Source organism: Uliginosibacterium sp. 31-16 (assembly GCF_030730865.1).
Classification (GTDB): domain Bacteria; phylum Pseudomonadota; class Gammaproteobacteria; order Burkholderiales; family Rhodocyclaceae; genus Uliginosibacterium.
Window position 1 is genome coordinate 195,574 of record NZ_JAVALZ010000001.1, and the last position, 19,867, is coordinate 215,440.

21 protein-coding genes are annotated in these 19,867 nt (G+C 61.6%); 13 read left to right on the top strand and 8 right to left on the bottom strand.

Annotated elements, in window-relative coordinates; genetic code table 11:
• The first annotated feature begins 32 nt into the window (after positions 1–32).
• Positions 33–1,943 carry a GGDEF domain-containing protein gene (locus tag Q9Q94_RS00900; RefSeq protein WP_305978138.1) on the top strand — a complete coding sequence of 637 codons (1,911 nt, stop codon included), beginning with the start codon at positions 33–35 and terminating at the stop codon, positions 1,941–1,943.
• Positions 1,944–1,953: 10 nt separating this feature from the next.
• Here Q9Q94_RS00900 and rfbD read toward each other — a convergent pair whose 3' ends face one another.
• The 5 genes from rfbD to Q9Q94_RS00925 all read right to left on the bottom strand — a co-directional run bounded on the left by rfbD (position 1,954) and on the right by Q9Q94_RS00925 (position 7,438).
• Positions 1,954–2,916, bottom strand: a complete 963-nt coding sequence (rfbD, locus tag Q9Q94_RS00905) for a dTDP-4-dehydrorhamnose reductase (RefSeq protein WP_305978139.1) — start codon at positions 2,914–2,916, stop codon at positions 1,954–1,956.
• Positions 2,917–3,083: 167 nt separating this feature from the next.
• A complete protein-coding gene (rfbA, locus tag Q9Q94_RS00910; RefSeq protein WP_305978140.1) occupies positions 3,084–3,968 on the bottom strand; it encodes a glucose-1-phosphate thymidylyltransferase RfbA in 885 nt (294 codons plus the stop codon).
• A 59-nt stretch (positions 3,969–4,027) separates the two neighbouring features.
• A complete protein-coding gene (rfbB, locus tag Q9Q94_RS00915) occupies positions 4,028–5,092 on the bottom strand; it encodes a dTDP-glucose 4,6-dehydratase (RefSeq protein ID WP_305978141.1) in 1,065 nt (354 codons plus the stop codon).
• A gap of 198 nt (positions 5,093–5,290) precedes the next feature.
• Positions 5,291–5,809, bottom strand: a complete 519-nt coding sequence (locus Q9Q94_RS00920; RefSeq protein WP_305978142.1) for a hypothetical protein — start codon at positions 5,807–5,809, stop codon at positions 5,291–5,293.
• A 357-nt stretch (positions 5,810–6,166) separates the two neighbouring features.
• On the bottom strand, positions 6,167–7,438 hold the full coding sequence (locus Q9Q94_RS00925) for an O-acetylhomoserine aminocarboxypropyltransferase/cysteine synthase family protein (protein WP_305978143.1): 1,272 nt from the start codon (positions 7,436–7,438) through the stop codon (positions 6,167–6,169).
• Positions 7,439–7,718: 280 nt separating this feature from the next.
• On the opposite strand from Q9Q94_RS00925, the gene moaA reads away from it, so the two are divergent.
• The 3 genes from moaA (at position 7,719) to Q9Q94_RS00940 (ending at position 11,125) form a co-directional block, all read left to right on the top strand.
• The gene (moaA, locus tag Q9Q94_RS00930; RefSeq protein WP_305978144.1) at positions 7,719–8,789 is read left to right on the top strand and encodes a GTP 3',8-cyclase MoaA; all 1,071 of its coding nucleotides are present in this window, start codon (positions 7,719–7,721) and stop codon (positions 8,787–8,789) included.
• 43 nt (positions 8,790–8,832) lie between these two features.
• The gene (gene mobA / locus Q9Q94_RS00935) at positions 8,833–9,402 is read left to right on the top strand and encodes a molybdenum cofactor guanylyltransferase MobA (RefSeq protein ID WP_305978145.1); all 570 of its coding nucleotides are present in this window, start codon (positions 8,833–8,835) and stop codon (positions 9,400–9,402) included.
• Positions 9,403–9,508: 106 nt separating this feature from the next.
• Positions 9,509–11,125 (top strand): methyl-accepting chemotaxis protein, encoded by a 1,617-nt coding sequence (locus tag Q9Q94_RS00940; protein ID WP_305978146.1) that lies wholly within the window; start codon positions 9,509–9,511, stop codon positions 11,123–11,125.
• Between the two features lie 8 nt (positions 11,126–11,133).
• Here Q9Q94_RS00940 and Q9Q94_RS00945 read toward each other — a convergent pair whose 3' ends face one another.
• Entirely contained in the window at positions 11,134–12,390 is a 1,257-nt protein-coding gene (locus tag Q9Q94_RS00945; RefSeq protein ID WP_305978147.1) for an MFS transporter, read from the bottom strand.
• Positions 12,391–12,628: 238 nt separating this feature from the next.
• Between Q9Q94_RS00945 and Q9Q94_RS00950 the strand changes: the two genes are divergently transcribed.
• From Q9Q94_RS00950 to Q9Q94_RS00975, 6 genes are all read left to right on the top strand, one after another.
• Positions 12,629–13,906 (top strand): glutamate-5-semialdehyde dehydrogenase, encoded by a 1,278-nt coding sequence (locus Q9Q94_RS00950; RefSeq protein WP_305978148.1) that lies wholly within the window; start codon positions 12,629–12,631, stop codon positions 13,904–13,906.
• On the top strand, positions 13,903–14,118 hold the full coding sequence (locus Q9Q94_RS00955; RefSeq protein ID WP_305978149.1) for a hypothetical protein: 216 nt from the start codon (positions 13,903–13,905) through the stop codon (positions 14,116–14,118). The genes Q9Q94_RS00950 and Q9Q94_RS00955 overlap by 4 nt, the downstream gene beginning before the upstream one ends.
• Positions 14,119–14,129: 11 nt before the next feature.
• A complete protein-coding gene (locus Q9Q94_RS00960; RefSeq protein WP_305978150.1) occupies positions 14,130–14,708 on the top strand; it encodes a chalcone isomerase family protein in 579 nt (192 codons plus the stop codon).
• 5 nt (positions 14,709–14,713) lie between these two features.
• A complete protein-coding gene (locus Q9Q94_RS00965; RefSeq protein ID WP_305978151.1) occupies positions 14,714–15,184 on the top strand; it encodes a methylated-DNA--[protein]-cysteine S-methyltransferase in 471 nt (156 codons plus the stop codon).
• Entirely contained in the window at positions 15,185–16,087 is a 903-nt protein-coding gene (gene xerD, locus Q9Q94_RS00970) for a site-specific tyrosine recombinase XerD (protein WP_305978152.1), read from the top strand. It abuts the gene before it with no gap.
• Between the two features lie 208 nt (positions 16,088–16,295).
• Positions 16,296–16,667, top strand: a complete 372-nt coding sequence (locus Q9Q94_RS00975; RefSeq protein ID WP_305978153.1) for an H-NS histone family protein — start codon at positions 16,296–16,298, stop codon at positions 16,665–16,667.
• A gap of 70 nt (positions 16,668–16,737) precedes the next feature.
• On the opposite strand, the gene Q9Q94_RS00980 is transcribed toward Q9Q94_RS00975, so the two are convergent.
• Complete coding sequence (locus tag Q9Q94_RS00980) at positions 16,738–17,139, bottom strand: dihydroneopterin aldolase (RefSeq protein ID WP_305978154.1); 402 nt, start codon at positions 17,137–17,139, stop codon at positions 16,738–16,740.
• A gap of 34 nt (positions 17,140–17,173) precedes the next feature.
• On the opposite strand from Q9Q94_RS00980, the gene plsY reads away from it, so the two are divergent.
• A complete protein-coding gene (gene plsY / locus Q9Q94_RS00985) occupies positions 17,174–17,815 on the top strand; it encodes a glycerol-3-phosphate 1-O-acyltransferase PlsY (protein ID WP_305978155.1) in 642 nt (213 codons plus the stop codon).
• 116 nt (positions 17,816–17,931) lie between these two features.
• Here plsY and tsaD read toward each other — a convergent pair whose 3' ends face one another.
• Entirely contained in the window at positions 17,932–18,963 is a 1,032-nt protein-coding gene (gene tsaD, locus Q9Q94_RS00990) for a tRNA (adenosine(37)-N6)-threonylcarbamoyltransferase complex transferase subunit TsaD (RefSeq protein ID WP_305978156.1), read from the bottom strand.
• A 115-nt stretch (positions 18,964–19,078) separates the two neighbouring features.
• Between tsaD and rpsU the strand changes: the two genes are divergently transcribed.
• Together rpsU and Q9Q94_RS01000 are read left to right on the top strand one after the other, a co-directional pair.
• Entirely contained in the window at positions 19,079–19,291 is a 213-nt protein-coding gene (rpsU, locus tag Q9Q94_RS00995; protein WP_305978157.1) for a 30S ribosomal protein S21, read from the top strand.
• Positions 19,292–19,397: 106 nt separating this feature from the next.
• Positions 19,398–19,850, top strand: a complete 453-nt coding sequence (locus Q9Q94_RS01000) for a GatB/YqeY domain-containing protein (RefSeq protein WP_305978158.1) — start codon at positions 19,398–19,400, stop codon at positions 19,848–19,850.
• Positions 19,851–19,867 lie beyond the last annotated feature (17 nt).

Genomic DNA, 19,867 nt, shown 5'->3' on the forward strand with positions numbered 1-19,867 from the left:
CCCCCTGAAACGACCTTTTACAGGACGATCCCATGCCCGCGGCCCTTCGCACCCTGAGCCTGCCAGTGCTCGCCTGCCTGCTCACGCTGGGCCTCACCGCCTTCGCCTGGCAACAGCAGCACAGTCTGGCCGAGCAAGAACTGCGCACCCGTTTCGATGCCCAGGTGAGTGAAACCACCCTGCGCCTGCAGCAGCAAATCGATGCCAGCGCACAACGCCTGCAAGGCGTGCACGCCCTGTATGGCAGTCACAGCAACATCAGCCGCGAAGCTTTCGCCAGCTTCCTCGAACAGCAGCCTTCGCTCACCGGCCTGCGCAGCATTCAGCTCGCCGCACTGATTCTGCCCGAGCAGCGCGATGCTTTCATCGAGAGCCAGCGCCAGGCCGGGTTGCGCGACTACATCATCCGCGCCGGTAGCGGACGCGCCCTGTACGCGCCGGTCAGTCAGATCGTGCCGGCCGCGAATGCCGGCCCGCTGGATTTCGGTCGCGATCTGCTTGCCGACCCGGAACAGCAGCGCGTACTGACTCAGGCACGGGATACGGGCGAACCCGCTCTCTCCGGCAAGCTGAACCAGGGCACCGGGGGCGCCAGCAGTTTCATCATGGCCACCCCCTTGTATGCGGCAAGCAAAGCACACAGCAGCATCGACGAGCGTCGCAGCGCCATCATCGGCTGGGCCGTGGCCAGCTTCGACGCAGCCGAATGGCTGGCCGGCGCCTTCGACGACCGCGGACCCACGCTAAGCTACAGCCTGTTCACGGGCCAGGACGACACGGAAGACAGTCACCTCGCTCAGAGCGATCCAGGCGCCAAGAGCCCGGCCAGCAAGCCGCTGTTCAGCGCTCGCCAGACCCTGCGGCTGGGTGATCAGAGCTGGACCTTGCAGGCCAGCAGCCCGCCAGACTTTGCTGCGACGTACGGACACGACTCGAGCACGCTGATCGCCCTGCTCGGCAGCGCGCTTGCCGTCGCGGTGCTGCTGCTCTGCCAGTATCTGAGCACTCGTCAGGCGCTGGCCAGCACGGCCGCCGAAAAAGCCGCCGAGGCTCTGCATGAAGCGGAAGAACGCTGGCGCTTTGCGCTGGAAGGTTCAGGCGATGGCGTGTGGGACTGGGATCTGCAAACCGGCAGCATTCACTTCACGCCTCGCTGCGACAGCATTCTCGGCGTCCCCACCAAAGGCGCCGCCGCCGCACTGATCCACCCCGAAGATGAAGCTCCCGAAAAAGCGGCCATGCAAGCCTGCCTTGACGGCAAGAGCAGCCAGTACAACAGCGAGCACCGCATGCAGGGCGAAGACGGTCAGTGGCGCTGGATTGCCGCCCGCGGCATGGTGCTGGCGCGAACCACCAGTGGTGCTGCTGCGCGCATGATCGGCACCGTCACCGACATCACCGAGCGCAAGACGGCGGCGGATCGCCTCAGCAACATGGCCCAGCACGACGCCATCACCGGCCTGCCCAATCGCACCCTGTTCTTCGATCTGTTGCAACACGCTCTGTTTCAGGCCAAACGCCATAAGGAAGTACTGGCCCTCGCCTATATCGATCTGGACAATTTCAAAGGCATCAACGACAACTTCGGTCAGAGCGTCAGCAACCGGCTGTTGCGCGAAGTCGGCGAAACCCTGGGCGCGACTCTCCGCGACTCGGACGCCGTGGCACATTTCGGCGGTGATGATTTCGCGGTCATGCTGCCCAGCCTGGCCAGCGAAACAGACGCGGCGCTAGTCGCCGAAAAACTGCGTCAGGCGCTGGACCGCGATTTCAACATCAATGGCCGCCACATCAAGCTCACCGCCAGCATCGGTGTCGCACTGTTCCCGCAACACGCCCGCTCAGCAGAGCCATTGATCAACTGCGCGGCCCGCGCCGTGCTGCAGGCCCGGAAAATCGGGCGCAACACGGTGTGCTTCGGCTTGAATGCGGGGAAAGAGTAGCGCGCCGGACTCAGCGCCCCAGATGCTCGCGCAGCATACGCGCCACGCCAGCCTTCCAGTCCGGCAGCGTAAGGCCGAACGCGGCCTGCAGCTTGCGGGTATCCAGGCGCGAATTGAGCGGACGCCGCGCCGGTGTCGGGTAGGCACTGGTCGGGATTGCACTCACCTCGCGCACTTTCAGCTCCACGCCCAGCGCACGCGCCTGCGCAAACACGAACTGCGCATAGTCGTACCAGTTCGTCTCGCCGGCGGCCACGCAATGATAAAGACCAAAAGGATAAGAGCCGGCGGCGGCGTGGCGAGTGCCGAGATACTGCTTGACCGCGTGTGCGCTCACGTCGGCCAGCAGGTCTGCTCCGGTCGGAGCGCCAATCTGGTCGGCGATGATGCTGAGCTGCTCGCGTTCGCCCGCCAGCCGCAGCATCGTTTTCGCGAAATTGCCGCCACGCGCGGCATACACCCAGCTGGTGCGCAGGATCAGATGCCGGCAACCGCTCTGCTGGATCAGCTGCTCGCCTTCCAGCTTGGTTTGCCCGTAAACGCTGAGTGGGCCGGTTGGCGCCGTTTCATCGCGCGGGGCAGCGCCGCAGCCATCGAACACATAATCCGTCGAGTAATGCACCAACAGCGCGCCGATTTCGGCGGCCACCTGCGCTACAGCCCCCGGAGTCGTGGCGTTGAGCAGGCGGGCCAAGTCCGGCTCGCTCTCAGCCTTGTCCACCGCGGTATGCGCGGCCGAGTTCACGATCACATCCGGCCGGATCGCCCGCACGGTGGCTGCCACCGCCTCCGGCTGGCTGAAGTCGCCACAGTAATCCGTGCTGTCGAAATCCAGCGCAATTACCTCGCCCAAAGGCGCCAGCGCACGCTGCAGCTCCCAGCCGACCTGACCGCCACAGCCCAGAATCAATATTCGGGGCGCTTGGGTGCAGGGGGCTGGGTACTGAGTGGTTTTGGCGAATTGCTGCGACATGAATTTCTCTTCCGTTTCGGGTATGACCAGTTTTTCAAAGACCTGCCCGGAAAGCCGCCCCCCGCCTGCCTCTGCAGGCATGCAGGCGGGAGAGGCCCGCTGCGCGCGGCTCTTCAGGCGGATGCCACCAAGCCGCTACACTCTTTGCTCGGTCCGGCGCACAGCGCTCAATAGATCTTCTCGCCCATGATCTGCAGCAGATACTGACCATAACCACTCTTCGCCAGTGGCTTGGCAATGGCTTCGAGCTGGGCGTTGTCGATCCAGCCATTGCGCCAGCAGATTTCCTCCGGGCAGCACACCTTCAGCCCCTGGCGCTTCTCCAGGGTCTGGATGAACTGACTGGCTTCAAGCAGGCTGTCGTGCGTGCCGGTGTCCAGCCAGGCATCGCCACGCCCGAGCATCTGCACGTCCAGCTCGTTGCGCTCCAGATAGATCCGGTTCAGATCGGTAATTTCCAGCTCGCCACGCGCGGAAGGTTTCAGGTTGCGGGCGAAATCCACCACCTGATTGTCGTAGAAGTACAGCCCCGTCACCGCATAGCGGCTGCGCGGCTGTTTCGGCTTCTCCTCCAGGCTGACGGCGCGGCCTTCGGCATCGAACTCGACCACGCCATAACGCTCGGGATCGGTCACCGGATAAGCAAACACGCTCGCTCCGCTCGCACATGCGTCTGCCGCTTTCAGGCGCTCGGCCAGGGCGTGGCCGTAGAAAATGTTGTCACCCAGCACCAGCGCCGAAGGCCCGTTGCCGACAAAGTCCGCGCCAATGATGAAGGCCTGCGCCAGTCCGTCAGGACTCGGCTGCACCGCGTATTCAATTTTCACGCCCCACTGCGCGCCATCGCCCAGCAGCTGCTGGAAACGCGGAGTGTCTTGCGGCGTGGAGATCACCAGAATCTCGCGAATCCCCGCCAGCAACAGCACACTCAGCGGGTAATAGATCATCGGCTTGTCATACACCGGGATCAGTTGCTTCGAAAGTGCCAGCGTCGCCGGATGCAGACGTGTACCGGATCCACCTGCGAGGATGATCCCTTTGCGTTGTGCCATACCAAATCCTTTCAATCCTGATCGTTTCAGAGCGTCCTTACCGGCAGCGCTCCATCCGTTCAACGAACGCTGTAGTTCTTGTCCAGCCAGTCGCGATAAGCACCGCTCTGCACGTTTTTCACCCATTCCTGATTGGCCAGATACCACTCAACCGTCTTGCGGATACCGGTCTGGAAGGTTTCGGCCGGGCGCCAGCCCAGTTCGCGCTCGATCTTGCGGGCGTCAATCGCGTAGCGACGGTCGTGACCGGGGCGGTCGGTCACGTAGGTGATCTGCTCGCTGTAGGACTTGCCGTCCGCACGCGGCGAAAGCTCGTCGAGCAGCTTGATGAGGGTCTGGACGATTTCGATGTTCGGCATCTCGTTCCAGCCGCCCACGTTATACACCTCACCCACCTTGCCCTTGGTCAGCACGGCGCGGATCGCGCTGCAGTGGTCGGTCACGTAGAGCCAGTCGCGGATCTGCTGGCCGTCGCCGTAGATGGGCAGCGACTTGCCAGCGAGCGCGTTGGCAATCATCAGCGGGATCAGTTTCTCGGGGAAGTGGTAGGGGCCGTAGTTGTTGGAACAGTTGCTGGTGCTCACCGGCAGGCCGTAGGTGTGATGCCAGGCGCGCACGAGGTGATCCGAAGCGGCTTTGCTGGCCGAATACGGGCTGTTGGGCTCGTAGGTGTTGGTTTCGGTAAAAGGCGGATCGGTGGGCTTGAGCGAGCCGTAGACTTCATCGGTACTCACGTGATGGAAGCGGAACGCTGTTTTCGCCTCGCCCTCAAGCTCCGACCAGTAGCCGCGCGCTGCCTCCAGCAAGGTGAAAGTGCCATCGATGTTGGTACGCATGAACTCGCCGGGGCCATGAATGCTGCGATCCACGTGGCTCTCGGCGGCGAAATGCACGATCGCCCGCGGCTTGTGCGTCGCCAGCAGCGAATCGATCAGCGCGCGATCGCAGATGTCGCCCTGCACGAAAATATGGCGCGCATCGTTTTGCAGACTGGCCAGATTCTGCAGATTGCCTGCATAGGTCAGCTTGTCCAGATTGACCACGGGCTCATCGCATTGCTTGAACCAGTCCAACACAAAATTGCTGCCAATGAAGCCGGCGCCACCTGTCACCAGAATCGTCATTCCACGCTCCCGAAAATGAAGCGCGGATTATCCCAGATACCTCAGAACAAAGGAAACGATCGCCTCACAAAGAATACCAACGCGCAGAAAGGCCTTGGCAGTCACGGCAACCAACCGCATTGTGGCGCGTGACCCCGCCATCACGAACCACGTCAGCACCTCCGGCAACACGGAGGTTTTATACAGAGGCGGCCCGCATCAAGGCCAGCGAATTCGCAGCTGGACGGCAAAGGTCGCGGGGGTTTTGGTCATTTCGGGAATGTACATCAGCGCGATTTCCGCATAACGCGTCGTCGCTATGAACTCAGGCACCGCCATCAGGTTGATGCCATGTTCATGGCCAAATGTTATTCCGTCGAGGTAGCCGGAGACGGCTCCTGCCACAACACCGAAATTGACCCCATTATCGCCCTCGCCCAGCAGGCGCCACTGGAATTCGCGCCCGGCATAGACCGAGTAACGACGGTAACTGTTGTAGTACTCACCAATGACCCAGCCACCTTCGGCACGCACTCCGATACCCCGGTTATGTTCATTCAGCTCCGAATGACCGCCTACGTGCTGCGACTCAAAACCGGTCACCACAGCCCAAGGCAGCGGCTGCATGGAATTGACAATCTTGCTGAAGCTCGTGGTGATCATGCCATCCTCTTCGGCCCGGGCAATGCTGGCGGCCAATAGAAGAACCAAGGCTGACAACCAGAATCTTGTTTTCATTTTTTCCTCCAGCTGCAAACACCCCGAGCTACCCGCCTGCAGCCTCCGGATCACGTTTCTGCAAAACCTCCGCACGGAGGCAGAAACGGATATGCAGCACTGCTCGCGTGCCCGGCATGAACCGCACGAAATGCGGCGCCAGATCCATCGCTGCAAAAGCAGCGCAGGATGATTTCATCTACGGCCATTCCGACAAGCTGCGCAACCCGAACACCCTTATAGGACGGGGCTTTCCGGCTTTCAGGTAAATTTTTCTTACAGGGATTAATGCGCGTTCTGAAGCGGAAAAATTCTTTTCAAAAGGCGAAAAAAAACACCGCCGGGTGGCGGTGTTTTTCATGGCAGGAAACGGCTGCTTCAGCTTGCGGAAAGGGCCTGATCGAGATCGGCGAGGATATCGTCGATGTGCTCGATACCGATCGACAAACGCACCATATCTTCTGACACGCCCGCGCGCTTCAATTCCGCCTCAGAAAGCTGGCGGTGCGTAGTTGAAGCTGGATGGCAGGCAAGTGACTTTGCGTCACCTATATTCACAAGCCGGGTCACAAGCTTGAGCGCATCCTGGAATTTCGCTCCGGCTTCACGCCCGCCTCTCACGCCGAAGGTGAACAGGCCGGAGGCTTTGCCACCGAAATACTTGTCGACCAGCGGACGGCTCGGGTGATCGGTCAGACCGGCATAATTGACCCACGCAACCTTCGAATGCTGTTTCAGGAACTCGGCAGCCTTGAGGGCGTTTTCGCAATGGCGATCCATGCGCAGTGCCAAGGTTTCCAGCCCTTGCAGGATCAGGAAGGCGTTGAAGGGCGAGATGCACGCACCCATGTTACGCAAGGGTACGGTGCGAGCGCGCCCGATGAAGGCCGCCGGGCCAAGGGCTTCGGTGTAGACCACGCCGTGATAGCTGACTTCCGGCTCGTTGAGGCGGCGGAAGCGCGCCTTGTGCTCGGCCCATGGAAACTTGCCACTATCCACAATGATGCCGCCGATGCTGGTGCCGTGGCCACCCATGTATTTGGTCAGGGAATGCACGACGATGTCGGCGCCATGTTCGATCGGACGCGTCAGATACGGGCTGGGCACTGTGTTGTCGACAATCAGCGGCACGCCGTGGGCATGGGCTATTTCGGCAAAGGCGCCGAAATCGACCACGTTGCCAAGCGGGTTGCCAATGGATTCGCAATACACGGCCTTGGTACGTGCATCAATCTGGGCGGCCACGCTGGCCGGATCGCTGGCGTCGACAAACCGCACTTCGATGCCGTACTGCGGCAGGGTGTGGGCAAACAGGTTATAGGTGCCACCATACAGCGCGCTGGTAGCGATGATGTTGTCGCCAGCCTCGGCTATCGTCAGGATTGCGTAGGTAATCGCGGCCTGACCGGAAGCCAGGGCCAGACCACCGATGCCGCCTTCGAGCGCGGCCACGCGCTGCTCCAGCACATCGGTCGTGGGATTCATGATGCGGGTGTAGATGTTGCCCTTGACCTTCAGGTCGAAGAGGTCGGCGCCATGCTGGGTGTCGTCGAAGGCGTAACTGGTGGTCTGGTAGATCGGCACCGCTACGGCCTTGGTGGTGGGGTCCGGCGAGTAGCCGGCGTGAATGGCAAGGGTGTCAAAGCGCATGAAGGTCTCCCACAAAACCTCGCAATCTACGCCATGCGACATGTCTGGCAAAGGCCAATTTCCTCTATCCAAATAAGCTTTTCTGCTTCAATGAGATCCGTTTGAAACGTAGTCCTCCGCCAATCACCGTGCAGACACGGACGCGACGGACTGGAATTTCGTACGCACGGCAAGCATTGGTGGGCCGCACGGGCTCGCGCCCTGAAATTGCTCCGTATCAAGGCACCCCCTGCTGCTTGCGCGGTTTTATTGCATACCCGTCTGAGGCCATAATGCAGCCATGATCGCCACCGAAACCCGCATTCCGCTCTCTGCCTTGCGTCGCAATACCGCCGCGCTGGCAGACCCTGTGCTGACGGATCGGCTCGGACGACCACTGCGCGATCTGCGCATTTCGGTGACGGATCGCTGCAATTTCCGCTGCAGCTACTGCATGCCACGCGACAAATTCGGCCGCGAGCATGCCTTTCTCAGTCATACCGAAATCCTGCGCTACGAGGAAATCACGCGACTGGCAAAGGTTTTCGCCGGACTAGGCGTGGAAAAGATCCGTTTGACCGGTGGCGAACCACTGATGCGCAAACACCTGGACCGGCTGGTTTCGATGCTGGCCGAGATTCCCGGCCTGGATCTGACCTTGACCACCAACGGAGCCCTCCTCGCCCGCCACGCAGCCACGCTCAAAGCGGCCGGTCTGCGCCGCGTGACCGTCAGCCTGGACGCGCTGGACGATGCGGTTTTCCGCCGGATGAGCGATGCCGGCTGTGGCGTGAATGAAGTGCTGGCAGGTATCGACGCGGCCGCCGCGGCGGGGCTCGGGCCGATCAAGATCAACATGGTGGTGCGCCGCGGCGTGAATGATCAGGAAATCCTGCCGCTCGCGCGCCGCTTCCGCCACAGCGGACACATCCTGCGCTTCATCGAATACATGGACGTGGGCAGCAGCAATGGCTGGCGCATGGACGATGTAGTGCCGGCGCGCGAAATCCTCGCACGCATTGCTGCCGAGCACCCACTCGAAGCGCTCGACCGGGACACGCCCGGCGAGGTGGCCGAGCGCTGGCGTTATGCCGATGGCGCAGGCGAAATCGGTGTGATTGCCTCGGTAACCCAGGCGTTCTGCAAGGATTGCACGCGGCTGCGCCTGTCACCCGAAGGCAAGCTGTTTACCTGTCTGTTCGCCAGTCAGGGGCATGATTTGCGGGCCTTGCTGCGTGAAGAGCGCGACGATGCTGCGCTGGCCGGCTGGATCAGCAGCGTATGGCGCGAGCGCGGCGATCGTTATTCGGAGTTGCGCGGCACGGCACAGGCACCCACACAGAAAATCGAAATGAGTTACATCGGCGGATAGGTGACATGCTCGCCCCGGCCCTCTTTGCAGAAAGAAACGTGACATGAAACTCACCGGAGCCATCCTCGCCGGTGGTGCCAGCCGCCGCATGGGCGGGCAGGACAAGGGGCTGGTCGAGTTTCGCGGGCGCCCGCTGGTCGCCTGGGTCATCGATGCACTGGCGCCGCAGGTTGATGAAGTCCTCATCGTGGCCAATCGCAATCTTGAGGTCTATCGGGCCTTTGGTCACCGTGTGGTGAGTGATATTCGCCCGGACTTTCCCGGGCCGCTCGCCGGTTTCGAGGCTGCGCTGGCGCATGCACAGCACGACTGGATACTGACCTGCCCGACAGACGCACCGCTACTGCCTCCCGACTACGCCTGCCTGCTGAGCCGCGCAGCGCCTGCGTCTCCAGCAGTGGTGCTCGTAGATGGCCACTGGGAGCCGCTCTTCAGCCTGCTACCCAAAACAGCGCTGCCCAATCTGAGCACCGCGCTGGATGCCGGCGAGCGCAAGGCCCAGCGCTGGCTGGCCAGCCTGGATCCCGTGCGGGTAAGTATGGACAGCCATGCAGCACAGCTGCGCGACGCAGACTCGCCCGAGGATCTGGCTCGACTTGACGGGGCCAGCTGATGCTTATGCATAGCCGCTCTTAAGTTCACTGGCGGTACGGCCGTAAAACCCTTTCAGCATCAGCGATATTTCTGTCTGAGGCCCCGAAAAAGGAAGGATGAACGGCATGAAACTCTCTACTCGCCTGAGCATCATCGTCGCCTGCAGCATTGCAGGTCTCCTGCTGATAGGTGGCCTGGGCCTGCAGAGCCTGCGCAGCAGCATGATGGCGGAACGCCACGCCCAGATTGAAACATTGCTGAAACTCTCGGTCGGGCTGGTCGAAAGTTTTCAGAAACAGGAGCAAAGCGGCAAGTTGAGCAAGCAGGAAGCACAGACCCGCGCCGCCCAGGCTCTGATGGGTCTGCAGTCGGGCACCGACTACGTGTTCGCCCGCGATGACAGCGATGTACTGGTCGCCCACTCCAGCGCAGCTCGCGTCGGAAAAGTGGATCTGGGCAGCAAGGTGCCGGACGGACGCACCACGGTACAAGTCTATCGCGACGGACTGGCCCAGCAAGGCAAACTGGCTTTCGTGGAAATCCTGACGGCCAAACCGGGTGACAAGTCCGACAACAAAATCCCCAAACTCAACGGCGTCACGCGCTTCGAGCCCTGGGGCTGGACGCTCGGCACCGGCTTCTTCCTGGACGACATCGACGCCGCCTATCGCCGCTACGCCATCACAATGGCGCTCGTCGGCCTCGTCATTCTGGCCGTCACGGCCGGCCTCTCCTTCGTATTCTCGCGCCAGATCTATGCCCAGCTTGGCGGCGAACCGGACTATGCCGCGGCCATGGTAAATGCGGTGGCTCGCGGAGACCTGACCCAACAACTGGCGACCGCCCCCGCCGGCAGCCTGATTCATGCGCTGGGTGAAATGCAGCGCGCCATGAAAGACCTGATCTCACAGATCCACAGTCAGTCCGAAGCGCTCAAACATGCCGCCAGCGAGATCAACACGACGATGGAAGAAATCAGCGCGTCCTCGCAGCAATCCTCGGACGCCACCTCCGCCACAGCCGCTTCGGTGGAAGAAATGGCAGTCAGCGTCGGCATGATTGCCGACAGTGCCCGCGACACAGAATCCAATTCAAGCCGCGCCGCCGAACTGGCCAGAGGCGGCACCACCCAGATTTCGGCCGCCGCGGTGGAAATCCAGAAGGTTTCCGAGCAGATCGAAACCGCCTCGGCCCAGATCGGCGAACTGGCCGAGCGCACGCATCACATCGGCGGCATCGCCAATGTGATCAAGGAAATCGCCGCTCAGACCAATCTGCTGGCTTTGAATGCAGCCATCGAGGCCGCACGTGCCGGCGAACAGGGGCGCGGCTTCGCCGTCGTGGCCGACGAGGTGCGCAAGCTGGCGGAACGCACGACCAAGGCCACCAGTGAAATCAACGACACCATCCTGGCGGTGCAGTCTGATACCAGTGCCGTCGTGACCAGCATGCAGGCTGTCGGGCCGCAGGTGGCGCGTGGCGTATCGCTGGCCGATGCCGCCGCCCGCTCCCTGAGCGAAATCAGCTTGAGCACCGAAGCGACGCTGGAAAAGATTCACGATGTAGCACACGCCACCTCGGAGCAGAATCAGGCCAGCAACAACATCGCAGCCAACATCGAGCGGATTGCCACGATGGTTGACGAATCGGATCGCTCGGTCCGCAGTGCCAGCGATGCGGTTGCCTCACTCAGCCGCATGGCTCACGACATGAACAGCGCACTGGCCCGTTTCAAACTCTGACCGGCGATTCAACAACCTGCACGGGCGGTCTGGCGCGGCAGCCAGCGCGCCGCGCATGCTGACATCAGCAGGCACGCGAGTCCCATGCCGACAAAGGCAGGGGTGAGCCCGAAGCGGTCTGCCGCATGGCCAATCGCGATCGTGCCCAGCGGGCCGGGCAGGATGGTGGCAAAGCGCATCGAGGTGACCATGCGGCCAAGCATGCCATCTGGCGTCACCGCGAGGCGCAGACTGAGATAATTGACCACGTAAAGCGTGCTGCCAGCGCTGAACACGAACAGCGCGAGGCCCGCCGCGAGGGCCACGAAATACCAATCCGGCTGGGGCAGCACGTACAGCAGGTAGCCGGCAGCGGCGAGCGCCACCCCTGCCACCAGTGCATTGCGGATACCGAAGCGCAGCTCCATGAAATGCGCCAGCGGCGCGCCGGCCAAGCCCCCCAGCGCCCCAAGCGTATTGATCAGGCCGATGGCGGCCTCACTCAGATGCAGATTGCGCGCGGCGTGCAATACATACAGCGCCTTGAACGAATCCGATAGCAGGATCCACACGGCCACCACGCCGACCAGCCCGCGCAACATGGGGGTTCGCCACACCAGCAGGAGCCCCTCGCGTATCTGTGCCAGCACCGAGGCACCGGCATGTGAAACGATCACTTCACGCAGACGGATGCTGCCGATGAGCAGGCCGGCGATCACAAAGCTGACGGCATCCACGCTGACCGCCAGAGGCGCACCCACGGCGGCAATCAGCAAAGCCGCCAGCGCCGGGCCGCAGACCTGCGCAACGGAGCTGGCGGCAGACAGTTTGCTGTTGGCCACCACCAGGCGCTCGCGCCCGACCAGCAACGTAACCAGCACCTGCGTCGCAGAGCCCCCGATGGCTTCGGTGCTCGACACGATGAAGCCCACCACATAGAGCACCCCCATCGAGAGGAAGCCGGTTTCAAAGCCGATCGGCACCAGAGTCAGCCCGGCCGCAGCAATGAAATTGAAGAGCACCGCCAGCCGCTTCTTGCTCGCCCGGTCGATCCACACTCCGGCGGGCAGGCCAATGGTGATGAAGGGCAGCAGCTCGCAGGCGGCGAGGATGCCCATCTCGGTAGCACTGGCATGCAGCAGGCTCACGGCAGTCAGCGGCAGTGCCATCATGGACACGGCCGTACCCAGCGCGGACAGGGTGCTGGCGAGAAACAGGCGCAGGAAGCCGGCATCACGCCACAGCGAGTCGGCCGGAATCGAGGAAAAAAGGATGCGGTGCAGCATGGGGGCGGCAGTTTGGCGCGACGCCTGCGCACCGTCAAGGCTCGCTTGCGGAGCAAGTGCAGCACCCGCCCGGGACCCGCGCGCAGCGGCCTTCTTCAGGCAGGCATGCGGCAGAACAAGGCGCAGTGCGGCTGCCCGGACCGTTCCCTCACGCGTCGCAGCGCTTCATCGCGCTTTCCCAGAATCCGCGACAATGCTCTAATCACGCCTCCCACCCGGCGTCACTTCTGGTTTGCACATGGATATCAAGAATTACATGCAGGATCTCGGCCGCCAGGCCCGCGCCGCCTCGCGCCTGATGGCGGCCGCCTCGACCGAAGCCAAGAACACCGCGCTGTGCGCCATCGCCGCGAAGATCCGCGAGCGCGCCGGCGAACTCCTCGCCGCCAATGCGCGCGACCTCGAGCAGGCCCGCGCTGACGGCCTTGAGCCCGCGATGCTCGACCGCCTGACCCTCACGGCCAAAGGCGTTGAAACCATGGCCGCCGGGCTTGAGCAGATTGCCTCCCTGCCCGATCCGGTCGGCGAAATCACCGATGTAAAACGTCGCCCCTCGGGCATCCAGGTGGGTCACATGCGTGTGCCGCTGGGCGTCATCGGCATCATTTACGAAGCTCGTCCGAATGTAACAGCAGATGCCGCCGGGCTCTGCCTGAAGAGCGGCAACGCGGCTATTCTGCGCGGAGGCAAGGAAGCCCTGCACTGCAATCAGGCGATTGCCGCCTGCGTGCGCGAGGGGCTGGAAGAAGCCGGCCTGCCCGCGGCGGGCGTGCAAGTGGTGGAAACCACCGATCGCGCCGCAGTAGGCGAACTGATTACCATGCCCGCGTTTGTGGATGTGATCGTGCCGCGCGGCGGCAAGGGCCTGATCGAAAGGATCAGCCGCGACGCCCGCGTGCCGGTGATCAAGCATCTGGATGGCAACTGCCACGTCTATCTGGACGACGCGGCCGATGCCGCCAAGGCCCTGCCCATCGTGGAGAACAGCAAGACCCAGCGCTACGGCACCTGCAATACGGCCGAATCGCTGCTGGTGGCCCGCTCGCAAGCCCCTGCCCTGTTACCGGCCATTGGCGCCATGTTCGAGAGCAAGGGAGTGGAGATGCGCTGCTGTCCTGAGTCTCTGGCCATACTATCCGCAAACCCAAGCCTGACTCGGCTCTTGAAGGAGGCGACCGAAGCGGACTGGAGCGAGGAATATCTCGCACCGGTCATCGCCATCAAGGTCGTGGCCGGACTGGATGCCGCGATCAACCATATCAACACCTACAGTTCGCAGCACACCGAATCCATCGTGACCGAGAATTACAGCCACGCCATGCGCTTTCTGCGTGAAGTGGACTCGGCCTCGGTGATGGTGAATGCCTCCACCCGCTTTGCCGACGGCTTTGAATACGGGCTGGGTGCCGAAATCGGCATCTCGACCGACAAGATTCACGCCCGTGGCCCGGTCGGTCTGGAAGGCCTCACCTCACAGAAATGGATCGTGTTCGGCAACGGAGAAGTTCGCAAATGACGCGTGAAGGAATTTCCACCCTCCTGATGGTCACCGCCATCATCCTGCCACTGGCCAGCTGGAAGAATTTCCGCAGGCCTGGCGTCCCGTTCTGGCGGTTTGCGCCGCTGCACAGCGTGCACAAATTCCTGTACCCGGTCGGCACCGCCTTGTACTGGATGGGCCTGGTCCTGGCCATCATCGGTCTGGCCGTGCGCTGGCTGCCCATCTGAGAGCCTCCCCCATGCGCCTGAAACCGCTGCTGTTGCAAATCACCCTGTTTGGCTTGAGTGCCAGCGCGCTGGCGATGGATGTGGCAGGCGTCAGCTTCGAGGAGAAAACCCGTCTCGGTGACAGCGAGCTCGTGCTCAACGGCGCCGGCATGCGCAACAAGCTGGTATTCAAGGCCTATGCAATGGGCCTTTACCTGCCACAGAAGATCGACACGGCGGCCGGCGTCCTCGCCAGCAAGGGGCCGCGCCGGATCCAGCTGGTCACGCTGCGCGACCTGACGGCCGAACAGCTGGCCGACGCCCTGATTGAATTCGTGCACAAGAATCACAGCGCCGCCGAACTTGAGAAACTCAATCCGCGCATTGAAACCCTGCGCGGCATCATGCTCGGCATTGGCAAGGCGCCGGAGAAAACCCGCATCCGTCTGGATTATTTTCCCGCCAGCGGCACGCGGGTTTATGTCGGCAATGAGCAAAAAGGTGCCGATATTCCCGGCGAAGATTTTTACGCCGCCTTGCTGAAAATATGGCTGGGCGAACATGTACCGCAGGAATCCCTGCGCGACGCCTTGCTGGGGCGTAAAGGCTGACGCAAATGAGCCACGTCCGCGTGCTGGCCAGCCTGCCGACCTGCCATCTGGGCATGCGTCAGAATGCGGCGGGCCTGATTGAAGAAATTCTTTTCCTGCCGCTGGATGCCACACCTGAAATTGCCAGCGATGCACTGGCAAAATCATTTATCGCCCAGATCGAGCAGTATCTAACGAGCCCTCAGCACACCCTTTCCTTGCCACTCGCACCGTGCGGCACAGCCTTTCAGCAACGCGTCTGGCACGCCATTCGCAGCATTCCGGCAGGTTGCACACGTAATTATGGTGAATTGGCGGAGATTCTGGTTTCGGCACCACGCGCCGTCGGCCAGGCTTGCGGCGCCAATCCCTTTCCGTTGATTACGCCCTGTCACCGGGTTCTGGCCAAAACCGGGCTGGGCGGCTTTGCCCACGCGCAGAACGGCTGGCTGCTGGACACCAAGCGCTGGCTGCTGCAGCACGAAGGCGCACTCTAGATGGCTGCGGCGGGCAGCACACATCCCGATATCGACGCCTTCATTGACGATGTGTGGCTACAGGACGGGCTTGCAAAAAACACGCTGGAATCCTACCGCAGCGATTTGAATCTGTTTGCCCTCTGGCTGCAGGCACATTCAGCCAGCGAGCTCGTCCATGCCAGTCAGCAGGAACTGGCGCAATATCTCGCTGAAATTTCCTCGCGCAGCAAACCCTCCACCCAGCGCCGCATCATGTCGGCGCTGCGGCGCTTTTATCGCCTGCAATTGCTGAATCAGCGCATCCAGCAGGATCCGACGCTGGATCTGGGCAATCCGGCTACGGTTGAGCGCTTCCCGAAAACGCTCAGCGAAACCCAGATCGAGAATCTGCTCGCCGCACCGGATATTGAATCGCCTTTCGGACTGCGTGACCGGGCGATGATTGAAACCATCTACGCCAGCGGTCTGCGGGTTTCGGAACTGGTAAATCTGAAAATTTCGGAAATGGATTTGAATCAGGGCCTCGTACGCATCACCGGCAAGGGCGCCAAAGAACGACTGGTACCTTTGGGCGAATGGGCGCTGGAATGGGTTCGGCGCTATTTGCAGGAAGCCCGCCCGGCACTTCTGAAAACCCCTTGTGATGAGGTTTTCCTGACCCGCTTCGGCAGTGCCATGAGCCGCCAGATGTTCTGGAACACCATCAAGCAGCATGCCCGCCAAGCCGGAATCGCCGAAAACCAGATTTCGCCACACACACTGCGTCACGCCTTCGCCACACATTTGCTGAACCACGGCGCCGATTTGCGTGTGGTGCAATTGCTGCTGGGTCATGCAGATATTTCAACCACCCAGATTTACACACACGTCGCCCGGGAACGCCTGAAACAACTGCATCAAATTCATCATCCGCGTGCGTGACATATTCCACAGGGCAGGCAGGCTATTGCCCTCAGGAATACCTCCATTCAAACGATGATTTGCGTTGATTTAAATATTGGTGGCAAAATTGGCCCCTTGGCATCCGCTACGCAACATTCAATAAATTCAAGCGGAGCCCATACGAATCGGCCGGCCATATTCTTGAGTTCTTAATCAGGCCGACCATTGCAACGGAAAAAGGAAAAATATGCTGCTGACCAAATCCCAATTGAACAAGGCTTCCGACAAGGATCTCGATCAGGCCGTCGTCGCCATCAAGGCAGAAATCACCAAGCGCGCCAGCAATTCCAAGGAAAAAGCGCTGAAGGAATTGAAGGCTGTCGCAGCCAAGCACGGCATGTCGCTGGATACGCTGCTCGGCGGAAAACCGGGCAAGGCTGCTGCTGCCAAGGCTCCGCGCGCCAAGAAGGTCGCCGGCAAGGTCAAGGGCAAGGTCGCTCCGAAGTATCGCAACCCGGCCGACGCTTCGCAGGTGTGGACCGGCCGTGGCCGCCAGCCGCTGTGGGTGGGCGCAGCGCTGTCGGCAGGCCAGAGCTTGGACTCTCTGCTGATCAAATAAATCTGCGGCGGTCAGAAACAGAAAAGGCGACCAGACGGTCGCCTTTTTTTCATCGGTACAGCCCAGCCATTCAACTACGCGGCATGCCCATCTGCAGCGCACCGGCGGCCGGCGGGCCATCACCATTGCGACCGCGTTCGATATACACCCCGACCCGGCGCACATTACGCAACACGCCGGGCTTGGCAATCGACACCCGCACCCACGGGGCGTTGAATTCTTCGAACATCAGCGCCACCACGAATTCGCCCAGGGTTTCGAGCAGATTGAATTGACGTTGCGCCAGCACTTCACGAATTCTGTCGACAACCAGGTCATAACTGATGGTGTCCGCGATATCATCGCGCTCTGCCGCTGCATCGGGCACACCGAAAGTCATGTTGATTTCCAGCGCTTGAGCCGCCGAGCGCTCACGCGGATAAATGCCGACGTGTGCGTCGACCAGCATGCCTTCGATGAAAATGAAATCCATGAATGACCAACCCGGCCTGTGGCCCATTTGAGAAATGTCGCTGATTCTACCCCTGCTGCTTGCTGCCTACCTGATTGGCTCCATCCCGTTTGCTGTGGTCGTGAGCCGCGCCATGGGCCTGACCGACCCACGCAGTTTCGGCTCCGGCAACCCCGGCGCCACCAATGTCCTGCGCAGCGGCAACAAAACTGCCGCTCTGCTGACCCTGATCGGCGATGCGGCCAAGGGGGGCCTGGTGGTATGGGCTGCCCGTGCGTTTGCCGCCCCCATCGGCCTCGGTGCCACAGATCTGGCGCTGATTGCGGTGGCCGTCTTCCTCGGCCACGTGTTCTCGGCTTTCCTGCGGGGCAAGGGCGGCAAGGGCGTGGCCACCGCAGCCGGCGTGCTGCTGGGAATCAACCCGCTGCTGGGCGGCGCGGTGCTGCTGGTATGGCTGGCTACCGCATTGATTTCGCGTTACTCCTCGCTGGCCGCTGTCGTTGCTGCAATAGCCGCCCCGGCACTGACCCGTGGCATTACCGGATCGGAGTATTGGACGGTGGCAGTGATGGCCATGGTGACCGTGCTGATCTGGCGTCACAAGGACAACATCCGCCGCCTGATCAAGGGAGAAGAGAGCAAGATCGGCAGCAAGAAAAAAACCCCAGCAGAAACCCCTGAGGACAGCGCCGGCTGAAGACCCGCCCCCTGCCTTGAGCTACAGGCATGCCCTTTGGAAAACCGCACCCAGCGCGGTTTTCCACGAAGCCTCGCCGAAGCGCCTTGCTGGAAGTGCCTCTGCAGGAAGGCGGGTTACCCGGAAATTTCGGCCAAGGGCCAGCGCGGCTTGATTGCGAAAGCGCCCATTTCACTCGACACCGCCTTGCCCGCCTTGACCCGCATCGCGCAGGCAAAGGCAATCATCGCCCCATTGTCCGAGCAGTATTCCAGTTCCGGGAAATAGACTTGGCCGCCACGCTTGCCGACATCTTTCGTCAGGCGCTCGCGCAGACGCGCATTGGCACCCACGCCTCCCGCCACTACCAGCTGCGACAGGCCGGTTTGCGCCAGCGCAGCCTTGGCCTTGGCGCACAGCACATCCACCACGGCCTCCTGGAATTCGGCCGCCAGATCAGGAATCTGCGCCTCGGAAAAATCCGGTTTCTTCGTGGCCGTGAGCACCGCGGTCTTCAAGCCGCTGAAGCTGAACATCAGGTCGCCGGAGCTTTTCATCGGACGCGGCAACTTGAATTTGCCTGCCTCGCCCTGCCCCGCCAGTTTCGACAGGATCGGCCCGCCCGGATAAGGCAAACCGAGCAGCTTGGCCGTCTTGTCAAAAGCCTCGCCGGCGGCATCATCCACACTTTCACCAAGCAATTCGTAATCGCCAACAGCGCCTACACGCATCAACTGGGTATGCCCACCTGACACCAACAATGCCACAAAGGGGAAAACCGGCGGCGTAGCCGAGAGCATCGGCGAAAGCAGGTGCCCTTCCAGATGGTGAATCGGAATCGCCGGAATGTTCAGCGCCAAAGCCAGGGATTCGGCCACGCTCGCCCCGACCAGCAGCGCGCCCGCCAGGCCGGGACCGGTGGTGTAACCAATCGCATCCAGTTCCTGCAGGGAATGCCCGCTCGCCGCCATGGTCTCGCGAATCAGCGGCACGATGCGCCGCACATGGTCGCGCGAGGCCAATTCCGGCACCACACCACCATAGGCCGCGTGCATGTCGATCTGCGAAAATACCCGGTGCGCAAGCAGACCACGCTCAGTATCGACCAGACCAATACCGGTTTCGTCGCAGGAGCTTTCGATGCCAAGAACGAGTTGGGGCTTCATCATGCGGCCGATTTTATCCCATCGCGCTTGACAGTCCTGAACAAGATGCTTGGAATTTTGCAAACTTCCGGATAGACTGGCGAGCTCTTCTCATAGTTTGTCCAGCAAGGAATACAGAATGCCTGGTGTACGCGTTAAGGAAAACGAGCCGTTTGAAGTCGCCATCCGCCGCTTCAAGCGCACCATCGAAAAGGCTGGCACGCTGACCGAACTGCGTGCTCGCGAGTCGTACGAAAAGCCCACGACCGAGCGCAAGCGCAAGAAGGCTGCGGCCGTCAAGCGTCTGCACAAGCGTCTGCGCAGCCAGACCCTGCCGCCGAAGATGTACTGATCGGTCGAGCGTCGTCCGCGACGCTCTCCCGCAAGCGGTAGAAGCAAAACCCGGAGCCCTCAGGGCGGCCGGGTTTTTGTGTTCATGCACACTGGAGATTCACCTCATGAGTCTGAAAGAACGCATTTCCGAGGACATGAAGTCCGCCATGCGCGCCAAGGAAACCGCCAAACTCGGCGCAATCCGTCTGCTGATGGCCGCCATGAAGCAACGCGAAGTCGACGAGCGCATCACGCTGGACGACGCAGCCGTGATTGCCATTACCGAAAAGCTGATCAAGCAGCGCCGCGACTCTGTCAGTCAGTACGAGGCAGCCAACCGCCAGGATCTGGCAGACGCGGAAAAAGCTGAAATCGCCGTTTTGTCGGCGTACATGCCTGCCGCCCTGTCGGACGCAGAAATCGACGCGGCAATCAGCGCCTCGATCAGCGAGGCGGGCGCCACCGGCCCGGCCGACATGGGCAAGCTGATGGCCGCTCTCAAGCCGAAGCTGGCAGGCCGCGCTGACATGAGCGCCGTCTCTGCACGCGTAAAGACCGCACTGGCCACCAAGGCCTGATCTGCCAACACCTCACC